At 63.9% G+C, this 12,831-nt stretch carries 16 protein-coding genes; 9 read left to right on the plus strand and 7 right to left on the minus strand.

The features are described 5' to 3' along the window. Positions 1–8: 8 nt before the first annotated feature. Positions 9–560 (plus strand): ActR/PrrA/RegA family redox response regulator transcription factor, encoded by a 552-nt coding sequence (locus tag NVV79_RS06210; protein WP_303987258.1) that lies wholly within the window; start codon positions 9–11, stop codon positions 558–560. 2 nt (positions 561–562) lie between these two features. Here NVV79_RS06210 and NVV79_RS06215 read toward each other — a convergent pair whose 3' ends face one another. Further along, on the minus strand, positions 563–913 hold the full coding sequence (locus NVV79_RS06215; protein WP_303987259.1) for a DUF1428 domain-containing protein: 351 nt from the start codon (positions 911–913) through the stop codon (positions 563–565). A gap of 125 nt (positions 914–1,038) precedes the next feature. On the opposite strand from NVV79_RS06215, the gene NVV79_RS06220 reads away from it, so the two are divergent. Continuing rightward, positions 1,039–2,691, plus strand: coding sequence for an MBL fold metallo-hydrolase RNA specificity domain-containing protein (locus NVV79_RS06220; RefSeq protein ID WP_303987260.1), 1,653 nt, complete (start codon positions 1,039–1,041; stop codon positions 2,689–2,691). A gap of 11 nt (positions 2,692–2,702) precedes the next feature. On the opposite strand, the gene NVV79_RS06225 is transcribed toward NVV79_RS06220, so the two are convergent. After that, positions 2,703–3,101 carry a DUF4260 domain-containing protein gene (locus NVV79_RS06225; protein ID WP_303987261.1) on the minus strand — a complete coding sequence of 133 codons (399 nt, stop codon included), beginning with the start codon at positions 3,099–3,101 and terminating at the stop codon, positions 2,703–2,705. Between the two features lie 95 nt (positions 3,102–3,196). Beyond that, positions 3,197–3,568 (minus strand): DoxX family membrane protein, encoded by a 372-nt coding sequence (locus tag NVV79_RS06230; RefSeq protein WP_303987263.1) that lies wholly within the window; start codon positions 3,566–3,568, stop codon positions 3,197–3,199. A gap of 429 nt (positions 3,569–3,997) precedes the next feature. Here NVV79_RS06230 and NVV79_RS06235 point away from each other — a divergent pair, with 429 nt between their 5' ends. Then, positions 3,998–4,348: a septal ring lytic transglycosylase RlpA family protein gene (locus tag NVV79_RS06235; protein ID WP_146291227.1), complete on the plus strand. Its 351-nt coding sequence runs from the start codon at positions 3,998–4,000 to the stop codon at positions 4,346–4,348. Positions 4,349–4,403: 55 nt separating this feature from the next. On the opposite strand, the gene NVV79_RS06240 is transcribed toward NVV79_RS06235, so the two are convergent. Both NVV79_RS06240 and NVV79_RS06245 read right to left on the minus strand, forming a co-directional pair. Then, positions 4,404–5,366, minus strand: coding sequence for an aldo/keto reductase (locus tag NVV79_RS06240; protein WP_303987266.1), 963 nt, complete (start codon positions 5,364–5,366; stop codon positions 4,404–4,406). Continuing rightward, a complete protein-coding gene (locus NVV79_RS06245) occupies positions 5,363–5,527 on the minus strand; it encodes a DUF1127 domain-containing protein (RefSeq protein ID WP_146291223.1) in 165 nt (54 codons plus the stop codon). Before NVV79_RS06245 ends, NVV79_RS06240 begins: the two co-directional genes overlap by 4 nt. Before the next feature lie 182 nt (positions 5,528–5,709). Here NVV79_RS06245 and NVV79_RS06250 point away from each other — a divergent pair, with 182 nt between their 5' ends. From NVV79_RS06250 to NVV79_RS06275, 6 genes are all read left to right on the plus strand, one after another. Then, positions 5,710–6,579 carry a LysR family transcriptional regulator gene (locus NVV79_RS06250; RefSeq protein ID WP_303987268.1) on the plus strand — a complete coding sequence of 290 codons (870 nt, stop codon included), beginning with the start codon at positions 5,710–5,712 and terminating at the stop codon, positions 6,577–6,579. Positions 6,580–6,647: 68 nt separating this feature from the next. Beyond that, positions 6,648–7,205, plus strand: coding sequence for a hypothetical protein (locus tag NVV79_RS06255; protein ID WP_303987270.1), 558 nt, complete (start codon positions 6,648–6,650; stop codon positions 7,203–7,205). A gap of 139 nt (positions 7,206–7,344) precedes the next feature. Then, positions 7,345–8,517, plus strand: a complete 1,173-nt coding sequence (locus NVV79_RS06260) for an MFS transporter (RefSeq protein ID WP_303987271.1) — start codon at positions 7,345–7,347, stop codon at positions 8,515–8,517. Further along, positions 8,514–9,704: an MFS transporter gene (locus NVV79_RS06265; protein ID WP_303987273.1), complete on the plus strand. Its 1,191-nt coding sequence runs from the start codon at positions 8,514–8,516 to the stop codon at positions 9,702–9,704. Before NVV79_RS06260 ends, NVV79_RS06265 begins: the two co-directional genes overlap by 4 nt. Beyond that, on the plus strand, positions 9,697–10,158 hold the full coding sequence (locus tag NVV79_RS06270; protein ID WP_303987275.1) for an MmcB family DNA repair protein: 462 nt from the start codon (positions 9,697–9,699) through the stop codon (positions 10,156–10,158). The genes NVV79_RS06265 and NVV79_RS06270 overlap by 8 nt, the downstream gene beginning before the upstream one ends. Then, a complete protein-coding gene (locus NVV79_RS06275; protein ID WP_303987277.1) occupies positions 10,155–11,309 on the plus strand; it encodes an MFS transporter in 1,155 nt (384 codons plus the stop codon). The genes NVV79_RS06270 and NVV79_RS06275 overlap by 4 nt, the downstream gene beginning before the upstream one ends. Positions 11,310–11,321: 12 nt before the next feature. Here NVV79_RS06275 and NVV79_RS06280 read toward each other — a convergent pair whose 3' ends face one another. Then, on the minus strand, positions 11,322–11,927 hold the full coding sequence (locus tag NVV79_RS06280) for a dihydrofolate reductase family protein (RefSeq protein WP_303987279.1): 606 nt from the start codon (positions 11,925–11,927) through the stop codon (positions 11,322–11,324). A 75-nt stretch (positions 11,928–12,002) separates the two neighbouring features. Further along, positions 12,003–12,722 carry a TetR family transcriptional regulator C-terminal domain-containing protein gene (locus NVV79_RS06285; protein ID WP_303987281.1) on the minus strand — a complete coding sequence of 240 codons (720 nt, stop codon included), beginning with the start codon at positions 12,720–12,722 and terminating at the stop codon, positions 12,003–12,005. Between the last annotated feature and the right edge of the window lie 109 nt (positions 12,723–12,831).

The raw sequence follows: 12,831 nt of genomic DNA on the forward strand, positions 1-12,831 counted from the left end.
TGAAGGCCATGAGCACGATCGAAGATCTCCTGGCCACCGACCCAAGCCTGCTGCTCGTCGATGACGACGCGGCCTTCCTCCAGCGCCTCGAACGCGCCATGGCGCGCCGCGGCTTCGATGTCCGCATTGCCGGCTCGGTCGCCGATGGCCTGGCCGCGGTGGCGGAAAAGCCGCCCGCCTATGCCGTGGTCGACCTGCGGCTCGAGGATGGCAACGGGCTCGACGTGGTCTCGGCGCTCCACACCAGGCGCCCAGACGCACGCGCCGTGGTGCTGACTGGCTATGGCAATATCGCTACCGCGGTGACGGCGGTAAAGCTGGGCGCGGTCGACTATCTCAGCAAGCCGGCCGATGCCGACGATGTCATCAACGCCCTGCTCGCCACCGGCGAGGACAAGCCCGAGCCGCCCGAAAACCCGATGTCGGCCGACCGGGTGCGCTGGGAACATATCCAGCGCGTCTATGAACTCTGCGACCGCAATGTGTCCGAAACGGCCCGCCGCCTCAACATGCATCGGCGCACCCTGCAGCGCATCCTGGCCAAGCGCGCGCCGCGCTGACCTCAGAGCGCGAACAGGTTCTGGAAGCCCCCGAAGATCATCCTTGCGCCATCGAACGGCATGTCGGGCACACCGGCCATTTCTTCGGGTGACATCATCTTTTCCATGACGCGGTCGCGCGTGGCCTTGTCCGGATATTCGATCCAGGAGAACACGATCACCTCGTCCGGCCTGGCGGAAACGGCACGCTGAAAATCGGTGTTTTCGCCCGTGGGGACGTCATCACCCCAATTTTCCACGACCCGCGTCGCGCCCCAACCCTTGAGTTTTTCGGCCGCTGCCCGTGAATGGGCGATGTAGAGTTCCTTGTTCGCCTTGGGCACGGCGGCGACAAATCCATCGACATAGGACATGGGGTTTCTCCTCTTTTGGGGGTATGCGGGCTAACGCCACGCTGACCGCATAGTTGCGGCAGCTTCTCGACAAGGACGTTTTGCTGGGGCTAACTCCGACAAAGCATCAACCGAGGAGCCAGCCCATGACCGTCACCCTTCATTTTCATGGCGCGGCGGGCACGGTGACCGGCTCATGCTATCGGGTGGTGCATGAGCAGGGTCAGTTCCTGGTCGATTGCGGACTGTTCCAGGGCAACAAGTCGGTTCGCGACCTCAATCTCAAGCCGACGCCATTCGACCCCAAGGCGATCGACTTCCTGCTGCTGACGCATGCCCATATCGATCATGCGGGCCTGCTGCCCAAGCTCTATCGCGAAGGCTGGCGCGGGCCGATGTGGATGACCGAACCGACTGCAGGCCTGCTGGAATATCTGCTGCCCGACAGCGCCGGCATCCAGGAGAGCGAGGCCGAACGCGAGACCAAGAAGCGTGGCAGGCGTGGCGATGAACCGGCCAAGCCCCTCTACACAATGGAGGATGCCGAAGAGGCATTGCAGCACCGCCAGACCTGCAAATACGGCGAATGGATCGAGCCGGGGCCGGGCGTGCGGGCACGCTACTGGAATGCCGGCCACATTATCGGCTCGGCCTCCATCGAGGTGGAAGTCAAGGACGGCGACAAGACCATCCGCCTGATGTTCTCCGGCGATATCGGGCCGGACGAGAAAGTGTTCTACAATGAACCCGAGGGCCCGTCGGGCTTCGACTATATCCTCAGCGAAAGCACCTATGGCGGGCGCGAGCGCGAAGATTACACCCTGGTGCAGCGCCGCGAGGCATTGAAAGAAGAGATCAATGCCGCCATGGCGCGGGGCGGCAATCTCGTTATCCCGGCCTTTGCCGTGGAGCGCAGCCAGGAGTTGCTGCATGACATCGGCGTGCTCATCAAGAGCGGCGAGATCGATCCGCGACTGGTCTTCCTCGACAGCCCGCTGGCCAGCAAGGTCACTGGGGTTTACCGGAAATATGCGAAAATGTTCGACGATGTCGAACTGGGCGCCGACGAGCTGTTCAACGATCCACGCTTCCGCATCATCGAATCCGTCGATGAATCCAAGGCGATCAACTCGATCCGCGGCGGCGCCATCATCATGTCGGCCTCGGGCATGGCCGATGCCGGGCGTATCAAGCATCACCTGCGCAACAACCTGATCCGTGCCAATGCCACCGTGCTCTTCGTCGGCTATCAGGCGCCGGGCACGCTGGGCCATGTGATCCTCTCCGGCGCGAAGGAAGCGCGCATCCATTCGACGCTGGTGCCCATCCGCGCCACGATCCGATCCATGGGCAATTACTCGGCCCATGCCGACCATTCCGAATTGATGGACTGGATTCGCGAGCGCCTGCCGGTGCATGGCGCAATCTTCCTGACCCATGGCGAGGACGAGGAGCGGGCTGCCCTGCGCGCCGCATTGATGGCGACAGGAGTTTCCGGCGACCAGGTCGTGCTGCCCCAGCTTGACGATTATTTCGAACTGAGCGCCGCCGGCGTCACTGGCAAGGCCCGCCCCGCAACGCCACGCATCGACCCGCTGCAGGTCCATTCGGACTGGCATAATGCCTTTTCCGATTTTTCCATCCGCCTGAGCCAACGCCTGCAGGCCGGGTCGGACGCGGAAAAACTGGCGGTGATGCGGGCCTTGCAGAAGGAACTCGATGCGCTCGGCGCCGCGCCGACGCCACCCCCGGTGGCGACCCCGATCACGCCGGTGGAAAGCCAGAGCTTCGACGAATAGGCCGGCGGTAATCAGCGCTTGCGCCGCGCCTTGCCGATCACGCCGAGATGGGTGTGTTCGAAGCCCGTCTCGAGCTTGAGGCCATAGCCCAGGAGCCGGTCGAAGCCGATATGGGCGGTCCAGATGGCGGCCAGTCCATAGGCCAGCGGCCCGACTGCCAATCCGGACAGGGCCAGCAGGGCTGGCGCGGCATAGGTGTGGACAAGGTTATAGGTCAGAGCACCAAAACGAGGCGAGCGCAGATAGCCCAGCATGGCGATGTCAGGCACCAGGAACAGCAGGGCGAAGACCCACCAGGACTGGCCGAGCCAGATATAGACAGCCACGCCCAGACCCAGGGCGGCAAGGCCTTCAAGACGCTGCAGCAGGATGGCGTCGGCGATCGGATTGGAAGCAGTCACGGTGCTCATGGCAAAAACCTTTCTTGAACTGAGCCAACCCTAGAGCCATTCAAGAACGAGGTGAATTCGCCAAAATCAGGCGTTTATCATTCAATATTGAATAGCTAGAGGCTGTCTGCGATCACCAGCAACAGGCCGGCGGCCAGGGTGATATTGACCAGAACCAGATAGAGATGCGGGTCCCGCGCCTTGCCCTCGAACGCGAGCGGGTTGTGGTAGCAGGCGGTGGCCAGCACGAGGAAGGCGATCAGCACCAGCGCGCCGAGCACCGGATAGAAACTCAGCACCAGCGACAGACCGCCGATCCACTGCATGGCAAAGCCGCCCGCGACCAGAACCGGCGGCATGGCCCAGCCATAATTGGTGGCGGAGGGAATGCGTTCGCGGAAATGAATGGTGTTGCGGAAGGCGGCAATAAGGAAAAAGAGGCCGAAGACGATGCGGCCCGTCAGCATCAGCAGGCTGGCTGTGGTCATGATTCTCTCCCTCACCCTCCTGACTAGCTGATTGCTCGCGACGAATGAAGCCCGGAAACACCGGCCATAATCGCGCCACAATTGGACTAGGCACGCCTTCAAAGCATCCCGATTGCGCGTGGAACCGACTGCGCTGATCCATTTTGGCACAGTTGACGCGGAACCGTGGCATCATGGCCACAGCGTGCAAACTGAATCCAGATGGGCGCCCGTTTGCCGGGTGAGAAGCCGCCGAAATGGGAAGATGGCGGATTCATTTCCTCCAGTGCCAGCAATTCATTCAACAACAAGGTTGCAATAAGGCCGAAGTTGCTGCGGCAAATGGGCAACACACGAGCCGACCGAGCCAGTCTCGGCCAATATGGGCTCATTGTGGCCCGGCAAGCAGATTACTCGGCACTCACCTCCAACTGACGTGAGTTCTGAAGTTTGACTAGAAAAGCCGTTTTCGTCGCCGCAATTGCTGCAGCCTTCCTCTCCTCCACTGCAGCCTATGCCCAATGCGGCGGCGCCTCCTGGTACGGTCCCGGCTTCAACGGGAAGCGGGCCGCCTCCGGAGAAATCTTCAACGAGAACGCCATGACGGCGGCGCATCGTTCCCTCCCCTTCGGCACCAAGGTCATGGTCACCGACCAGCGCACCGGCGCCAAAATCGAAGTCACCATCAATGACCGCGGCCCCTTCCATGGCGGGCGTATCATCGATCTCAGCAAGGCCGCAGCCACCAAGCTGGGCTTCCGCAATCGTGGCACGACCTCGGTCTGCCTCAGCCAGCTCTGATTTGCCGGCAGTGAACTGAACAGGGCCGCTCCCGATGGGGGCGGCCCTTTCGTTTTCAGCGCAGACCCAGCGCGTCGATCGCTGCCACCTGTTCGGCATCGAGCGGTCCGCGCCGCTCGGCCACCAAAGCCTGGTTGAGCTCGGCGACATTCTTGACGCCCAGCACCAGCGTATCGACACCCTCGATGCCCATCGCATAGCGATGAGCCACAATGGCCGGGTCCTCGCCCCATTGCGTACAAAGCTGCCGATAGGGCTCGGCGCGGCGGAAATCCTCTGACGTGGGCGAGTCCTCCGCCCGGTCCAGCCCCGCGGTCAGCGCGCCGGCCTGCACCGCCCGCACGCCCATGACGCCGACGCCATTGGCCTTGGCTGCGGCGATGACGGTGCGCGGGCGCGGCGCGAGGCCGGTACCGTTCATTTCGCCCGGGCTGTCGAGCAGGTTGGCAATGGCCTGCACCGCGGCTGGAAGTGGCGCGGCAGACAGCGCATCGATGGTGGCTGCAGCATGGTTGATGCCCGTAATGCCCCAATGGCCGATCAACCCTTCGCTCACCAGACGGGTGAAGGCTGGCCGAACGGCCTCGCGATAGAGCGACAGGCTGGTTGAGCGCTCGTCCCTGGGCGGCTGGCCCGGCGGGTATTCGAAGTCATCGGGCCGGATTTCGCTGTGCAGCAGCAGCATGTCGACCCGTTCGAGCCGCATGGCCTTGAGGCTCTGCTCCAGCGAGGCCCGCAAGCGTGGATAGACCTCGTCGGCCGACACGGTGCCCAGCCCATGCTTGGTGGTAACCCGCACGCCACGCGGCAGCTTGCCCTCGAAGGCGCGCCCGATCATGGCCTCGCAGATCTTGTAGCCGGGCGCCGCATCGATCAGGTCGATGCCGCTATCGACGGCATGGCGAAGGGTCGCCACCGCATCGTCCTCGGAGGTGGGCCCCCAGACCTGGCCGATGCCACCGCCGCCCAGGGTGAGGCGGCTGACAGAACCGAATGTGCCGAGCGTATTGAGTTTCATGAGAGGCTCCCCCGGCAGTCGACGCTGGCGACAAAGCAGGCGATATCCTCGCGCCGCGTGCCAATATCGGCCAGCAAGCGATCATCGAGAGTATGCAGCTTGCGGACAGCGATCCGGCGCAGACGCCAGTCGGTGAATTTCCTGGTCAGGGGTTCAAACATGTCTCGTCTCCTTCGTAGCGGCAAAGCGCAGCCAGCGCCGAAACGATGGGTTTCGGATTTTCAGGTCTGGCGGTACTGACTTTGCACGACGGCGCATCAGTGGTGCCGTCTGGACATACCTTGCTCATTTTGCTGGGTTTTCGCTATAGTCGAGATTGCAAGGCCTTTTGCAGAAATGAAAAATGGACTTCAGTTGGGATGACCTGCGCCTGTTTCTCGACGTGGCGCGGCTGGGCGGGCTCAGCGCCGCCACCGAAACGACGCGGCTGAGCGCCGCCACTTTGGGCCGACGTGTTGCGGCGCTGGAGAGGCAGGTGGGAGAACCGCTGTTCCACCGCAGCCAGAGCGGCTATCGCCTGACCCAGGCAGGCGAGGACCTGCTGGCTCGCGCCGAGGATGTGGAGGCGGCTATGCTGTCGCTCAAGCGCTGGAAGGAAGGCGCGGTGGGCGAGCGTGTCGTGCGGCTTTCGGCCGGGTCATGGACCGGCGCTTTCGTCGCCAGTCATATCGGGGAAATCTGGACCGTCGAAGACCGCTTCGGGCTCGAATTCGTCACCGCCATGCAGAAGGTCGATATTGGCCGCCGCAATGCCGATCTCGGCATCCGCAACCAGCGGCCGACCGAGCAATGGCTCGCCGGGCGGCTGATCGGTACGGTAGCCTATGCCATCTATTCGGGGCTCAACCTGATCAACGGCATCAAGGCAGGCTATTTCGTCGGCGTGGCCGGCGAGGCCGGGCAGACTCATTCGGCCCGCTGGATGCAGGCACGCCATGGCGATCGCATCGCTGTGCGCGGCAATGACGCCATGGGCGTGCGCGAGCTGGTGGCAGCGGGCGCGGGGCTTTCGGTCTTTCCCTGTTTCGTGGGCGACAGCGACCCACGATTGGTGCGTGTTGCCCCACCCATCACGGAACTGGAAACCGACCAATGGCTGGTGAGCCACCACGAGGAGCGGCATGAGCCCGCGGTGCATGCCGTGGCCGACCGCATCGCCGCATTGATGAAGCGGCATGGCCCGCTGTTCAGGGGCGAAACGCCGCTGCATTGACCGGTGTTAGCCGTCCCTTAGCACTCGGCCCCTACCATGCGCGCCGGGAAGACAGGAGAGGCAGGGGCATGAAGGCTGCCGCCTATATCGTCGGGCCGCTGGACGGGCCGGGCGCTGCTTTGATGGATCTGGCGCGGCGGCTGCACTTTGCAAGCGTGCTGCCCTATGCCGGCGTGGCGCAGGCCGAGCAGCAGGTCAACCGCACGCCGGTCTGCTTCTTCCTCTTCGCGGCGGTGCCCGATGTCGGCACGCTGCGCAACGTGGCCGACGCCATCCGCTTTTGCCCCAGCCGGCGCGTGCGCTTCTCGCCGCTGATCTATTTCTCCGAAAGCCCCTCGGTCGAGACCATTACGCGCTGCATCAATATGGGGTTCGACGACGTCATCACCATGCCCTTCACCCGAGCGCGCGTGGCTGAGCGTATCGAGCGGCAGATCGGCCAAAGCCATATCTACTACGAAACGCCGGGCTATTTCGGCCCGGACCGGCGCGACCGCGTCACCGCCCCCAAGCGCCCGGCCGAAACCCGGCTCGGTGGTCAGTTCCGCCGCCTCGAAATCGTCCGGAACCTCATGACCGGGGTCAATGTGGTGCGTGATGATCTCCACGTGGCGCCGGTAGCGTAGGCCGCCGACTTGGTATCCGCGTGCGTCTCTGCGGCATTCTGCAACGTTGCAAAAACCTTCGTAAAACGTTTTCGGCCGCTATTTCCCGCGCCTCTGTTTTCGCTTAGCTTCGGGCCACTGACGTCGCGAGTATTTCAGCATGAGATTCGGCATTGACCTGCCGCCCCAGATCAAGGTGTTCGGGGCGTTTTTCGTTTATTCGTTCTGCATGGGCAGCATGTTTCCGCGCCTGCCCGATATCCAGCAGGCCATGGGCGTCGGCGAAGGCCAGCTCGGCCTGGCGCTGATCGGCTCGGCCGTCGGCACGCTGATCTCGCTCACCTTTGCCGGCCGCCTCGTCGAAAAAGTCGGCTATCGCCGCGTGCTGCTGTCTGCCATTCCGCTGCTGTCGGTGTTCTATGCGCTGGCCATGTGGGCGCAGGGTCCGCTGATGTTCTTCCTGCTGCTGCTGCCGGTCGGCCTCACCATTGGCGCCATCGAGGTGATCATCAATATCGAGGCCGATCGCGTCGAGCATGTCATCGGCCGTCGCATCATGAGTCGCGCCCACGCCTTCTGGAGCCTTGGCTTCTTCTCGGCCGGCATGGTCGGCTCCTTCATCGCCCAGGCGGGCCTGTCCGTGCAAATCCACCTGCTGCTGATGATCCCGGTCATAACAGTCGCCACGCTGGTCGTGCTCGGCCGCTTCGAGCCCGCACCGCATCGCGCCGGCTCCAGCACCGACGAAACGCCGCATTTCGCGCGCCCGACCCTGCCCATCATGATGCTGGTTGCCGTCTGTCTTTCGGCCATGCTGATGGAAGGCGCCGGTATCGACTGGTCGGCCATCTATATGCGCAACATATTTGCTGCCGAGCCGTTCTGGGCCGGTATTGCCGTGGCCACTGTCGCCGGCTCGCAGGCCTTTGCCCGCTTCTTCGCCGATGGCTTCGTCGATCGGTACAATCCGGTCGCCGTGGCGCGGGCGCTGCTCGTCATCCTCGGTGCCGGCGTGTTGCTGGTCTTCTTCGCGCCTGTCGCCTGGTCGGCCTATCTGGGCTTCGCCATGATCGGCATCGGCTCCAGCGCGCTGTTCCCGCTGGCCATGTCGGCCGCGGCGCAACAGACCGACCGTCCGGCCGCCATCAATGTGGCGGCGCTGGCGCAATTCTCCTTCACCGCCTTCCTGCTCGGGCCACCGCTTTTGGGCTATGTTGCTGAGCATTTCGGCATCCAGTGGACCTTCGGCGTCGGCTTCCCGCTGGTGCTGCTGGGCCTCTTCACCGCCCAGGCGCTGGCGCCGCACCCTGCCCGTAAAGTCGTGACGCCATGAGAATTGCGCCGCAGCATCGGCTCTATGCCTGCTTCTTCCTGTTCGCCCTGACGACAGGCGCGCTGATGGCGCGCCTGCCCGATATCCAGACCCATCTCGGCGTCACCGAAAGCCAGCTAGGTCTCACCATGATCGGCATGTCCATCGGCTCGCTGATCTCGCTGACCTTTGGCGCGGCAGTGATCGAAAGGCTGGGCGTACGCACCACCGCCTTCGTCACCGTCCTAGGCCCTTCCCTGCTCTTCGCGCTGATCCCCTGGCTCGGCGCTGCGCCGGCCGTATTCGGTGTGCTGTTCCTCACCGGGCTGCTGTCCGGGGCGCTCGAAATCAACCTCAATGTCGAGATCGACCGGCTGGAAATGCATACCGGGCAGCGCTTCATGAACCGGGCGCATGGCTTCTGGAGCGTCGGCTTTTTCGTGACCGCTCTGGCCGGCGCCGCCATCCGCCAGTCGGGCCTTTCGGTCGAGGCGCATCTGGGGCTGATGGCGGCAATCGTCGTCGTGGTCGGCGGGTTCATGATTTCGGGCATCGTGCCGGCCCCCGCGCCGCAACGCACCCAGTCCGAGAATACCAACCGCATTGCCTTTCCGCATTGGGGCCTGCTGCCGCTCTGCCTTATCGGCTTTGCCGCCTTTCTGGTGGAAGGCGCCGGCATCGACTGGTCGGCCATCTATATGCGGGACGTGTTTTCCGCCGAGCCCTTCGTGGGCGGCATGGGGCTGACGCTCTTCGCCTTCTGCATGGCGGTGATGCGTCTCTTCGCCGATCCGGTAGTGGAGCGGTTCGGGCCGCGCAACGTGGCCATGGTGCTGCTCAGCCTGGCCAGTATCGGCGTGCTCATGGTTGGCTATGCCCCCGGCACGAGCGTGGCGCTGGCGGGCTTCGCCCTGATGGGTATCGGCTGCTCGGCGGTCTATCCGCTGGCCGTGTCCGCCGCAGCGCAGCGCACCGACCGGCCGGCCGCCGTCAATGTCGCCGCGCTCGGGCAGGTGAGCTTCGTGGTGTTCTTCCTTGCGCCGCCTTTGCTCGGCTTCGTCGCCGAATATCTCGGCATTCGCAATTCCTACCTTATCTGCCTGCCATTGCTGCTGGCCGGGCTGTGGGCCTCGAGCTTTGCCCTGGGCAAGCGCAAGGTCGAGGTGCCGCACGGATTGCCACCCGAGCCGGTTCCGCCCCATGGCTGATCTGCCGCCCATCGTCGACCTGCGCCAATCGGCAACGGCGCTGCGCGTACAGCGCGGGGTCATGCGCATGCTGCGCGAGCGGCATGATATGGCCTGTTATGCCGAGGTGCCGCTGGCCAATGGACGGCGGGCCGACGTGCTGGCGGTGGGGCCGAAGGGCGAGATCTGGATCATCGAGATCAAGTCGAGCCTGATCGATTTCCAGGTGGATCGCAAATGGCCGGAATACCGGGAATTCTCCGACAAGTTCTTCTTCGCCAAGCCGCCCGAGCTCGATTCGGAAATCTTCCCCGAAAGCGAGGGATTGATCGTCGCCGACGGGCATGACGGCGCCATCCTGCGCGACAGTCCCGACACGCCGCTCGCCCCTGCCCGCCGCAAGGCGCTGATGCTCAAGCTCGCCCGCCTGGGCGCCGACCGCATCCATGTGCTGATGGATCCCGGCCCAAAGTGACTCCCGCCATCCTGCGCTGGCGCATCATTGCGCTGTTCTTCGTTCATGCCCTGGCCATCGGCGCGCTGCATACGCGCATTCCCGATGTGCAATTGCTGATCGGGCTCAGCGAGGGGCAGCTCGGACTGGTGCTGATGGGCCAGCCGCTGGGGGCGCTGGCCATGTTCCTGTTTTCCAGCCACATCATCGAACGCTTCGGGCCGCGCGCCGTCATTCTCTGGCTATTGCCGGTAGCAACAGTCGGGGCATCACTGGTCACGGTGCTGCTCAACCCGGTGGCGATGTTCCTGCTGCTGGCCCTCAACGGCATGGGCTTCTCGCTCACCAATATCGCTATCAATGTCGAGGCCGACCGGGTGGAAGCGGCCACCGGGACGCGCGTGATGAATACCTGCCACGGCGTGTGGAGCATCGGGTTCCTGCTCACCTCGCTGCTGGGCGCGGCCATGCGCGGGCTCGATATTTCCCCGGCACTGCATCTGTGGCTGCTGGCCCCGATGGCGATCGGGCTCATGCTGCTCATCGTGGTGCCGATGCCGCTTATCCCGCCGCGGCCGCATGCCGGTGACAACAGGCGCAAGCTGGCCTGGCCGACGCTGGCGACGCTGGGCCTGGTGGCCTTCGGTCTGGGTGCGGCCCTGACCGAGGGCGCGGCCCGCGCCTGGTCGATCATCTATCTGCGCGACAATTTCGACGTCGCCGCCTGGGTGGAATCCATGGCCCTGCCCGCCTTGCTGGTCACCATGGCGGCTGGCCGGCTCGTCGCCGATCGCTGGATCGACCGTTTCGGGCCGGTGCTGGTGGCCCGTATGCTGGCAGGCATCGCCGTCGCCGGCATGGTGTTGCTCGTGGTCTCGCCCACCGCGGTGCTGGCGCTGGCCGGCTTCGGCCTCGTCGGCGTGGGCATCTGCGTGCTCTATCCGCTGACCCTGTCGGCTGCCGCGCGGCTGGGCGACCGCCCAGCCAGCCAGAATGTGGCGGCAACGACGCTGATCTTCCAGCTGGTCAATCTCGGAGCGCCGGCGCTGATCGGCACTGTGGCGCAGAGCCTGGGAATCCGCATGGCATTTGCCATGCTGCTGCCACTGCTGGTGCTGACCTGCCTGATGGCCGGGAAACTCGCGCCGAAAGGCGAGGTCGTCCCGGCCTGACTATCGGCCGGGTCAGGCCTTCATCACGCGATAATCCATGTGCGTGGTGAATGGCGTCGCCCGCGCGCCGACTGGTTCCAGCGTCGCGGTCAGCCCATGCCACAGGCATTCACCCGCGCCCAGGACAATCGGCGCGATCTGCAGATGCAGCCTGTCCACGGCGCCGGCATTGAGATAGTGCCGCAAGGTGCTCACGCCGCCGGCAATCACCACATTGCGCGCGCCGGCCGCCTGCCGCGCCCTGGCCAGCGCCACGTCCGGCCCTTCGGTCACGAAGTGAAACACGGTGCCGCCTTCCATCTCGATCGGGTCATGGGCATGGTGGGTCAGCACGAAAACCGGTGCGTGATAGGGCGGATTGGGACCCCACCAGCCCTTCCATTCCTCCTCCCACACATCCAAGCCCGGCGCGGCGAACATGTTCCGTCCCATGATGAAGGCGCCATAGGCGCAGATGGCGTCGATCTCGGCCTTGTTGTTGTCGGCGTCCTCGAACATCCAGCGATGCAGCGGCTCGCCTTCGGGAATGTCGCCGAAGGGCTTTTCCCGCGTCTGGTTGCGGCCCGTGCCATAACCGTCGAGCGACAGGCTCATATGGGCGTGTACTTGCTGGGTCATTTCCCACTCCATAACTTAAACGTTGACTTAAGTAATGGAGCAGCGAGTGATGATTGTCAAGCGCTGACTTAACAATCAGCCCTTCGGTCGCGGTGTGAGGCCGAACAGGAACAGTTGCTCGAGATAGCGGGCGGCATCCTCAAAGCGGCCTTCACCGCCCCGATCCTTGCCCAGAACGGCGCGCACCTGCACGTCGAAATCGGCGTAATGCTGGGTGGTGGCCCAGATCGAGAAGATCAGGTGGTAAGGGTCGGTATGGGCGAGCTTGCCCTGGTCCATCCAGCCGAGCAGAATCTTGGCCTTTTCGTCGACCAGGTTCTTGAGGTCGACTTCGAGCATTTCGATGATGCGCGGCGCACCCTGCAGCATCTCATTGGCAAAGAGCCGGCTTTCGCGCGGATAGTCGCGCGCCATTTCGAGCTTGCGACGGATATAGGAGCGGATTTCGGGAAAGGGATCGCCATCGGCGTCCATTTCCTTGAGCGGCGCCAGCCAGGTGTCCAGCAAGGCCGACATCAGCCGGCGATGAATCTCCTCCTTGCGGGGGAAATAATATAGCAGGTTGGGTTTGCTCATCCCCGCCACTTCGGCGATCTGGTCGATGGTGGAACCGCGAAAGCCGTGCATCGAAAAGACGTCCAGCGCCGCTTCGAGAATGAGGTCCTGCTTCTCGCGCTGGATGCGCGTCAGCGGCCGCGGCTTGGCATGGGGATGCGCCGCCGCCTTGGCGTCAGCCTTGTGCTGGCGTCTCGGGGTGAGGGCGGGCTCGGCACTTTTCACTTTGTTCGGCGGCATTTTCGCCTTGCTAGAAAGTTTGGGAGTGCTAACATTTTTCCAACTGGTCAAAATTTGGGGACCTTAGCGGGTCCGCGTCAAGAGACAAAAGACGAGCCAGTGCAGAATC

The sequence above is a fragment of the Devosia ginsengisoli genome (genome assembly GCF_024707105.1).
In the GTDB taxonomy this organism is placed as follows: Bacteria; Pseudomonadota; Alphaproteobacteria; order Rhizobiales; family Devosiaceae; genus Devosia; species Devosia ginsengisoli_A.

Bases quoted from the DNA above. Each gene is read 5' to 3' on its own strand.
- NVV79_RS06210 (WP_303987258.1), top strand. From the start codon at position 9: ATGAGCACGATCGAAGATCTCCTGGCCACCGACCCAAGCCTGCTGCTC.
- NVV79_RS06215 (WP_303987259.1), bottom strand. From the start codon at position 913: ATGTCCTATGTCGATGGATTTGTCGCCGCCGTGCCCAAGGCGAACAAG.
- NVV79_RS06220 (WP_303987260.1), top strand. From the start codon at position 1,039: ATGACCGTCACCCTTCATTTTCATGGCGCGGCGGGCACGGTGACCGGC.
- NVV79_RS06225 (WP_303987261.1), bottom strand. From the start codon at position 3,101: ATGAGCACCGTGACTGCTTCCAATCCGATCGCCGACGCCATCCTGCTG.
- NVV79_RS06230 (WP_303987263.1), bottom strand. From the start codon at position 3,568: ATGACCACAGCCAGCCTGCTGATGCTGACGGGCCGCATCGTCTTCGGC.
- NVV79_RS06240 (WP_303987266.1), bottom strand. From the start codon at position 5,366: ATGAAACTCAATACGCTCGGCACATTCGGTTCTGTCAGCCGCCTCACC.
- NVV79_RS06245 (WP_146291223.1), bottom strand. From the start codon at position 5,527: ATGTTTGAACCCCTGACCAGGAAATTCACCGACTGGCGTCTGCGCCGG.
- NVV79_RS06250 (WP_303987268.1), top strand. From the start codon at position 5,710: ATGGACTTCAGTTGGGATGACCTGCGCCTGTTTCTCGACGTGGCGCGG.
- NVV79_RS06255 (WP_303987270.1), top strand. From the start codon at position 6,648: ATGAAGGCTGCCGCCTATATCGTCGGGCCGCTGGACGGGCCGGGCGCT.
- NVV79_RS06260 (WP_303987271.1), top strand. From the start codon at position 7,345: ATGAGATTCGGCATTGACCTGCCGCCCCAGATCAAGGTGTTCGGGGCG.
- NVV79_RS06265 (WP_303987273.1), top strand. From the start codon at position 8,514: ATGAGAATTGCGCCGCAGCATCGGCTCTATGCCTGCTTCTTCCTGTTC.
- NVV79_RS06270 (WP_303987275.1), top strand. From the start codon at position 9,697: ATGGCTGATCTGCCGCCCATCGTCGACCTGCGCCAATCGGCAACGGCG.
- NVV79_RS06280 (WP_303987279.1), bottom strand. From the start codon at position 11,927: ATGACCCAGCAAGTACACGCCCATATGAGCCTGTCGCTCGACGGTTAT.
- NVV79_RS06285 (WP_303987281.1), bottom strand. From the start codon at position 12,722: ATGCCGCCGAACAAAGTGAAAAGTGCCGAGCCCGCCCTCACCCCGAGA.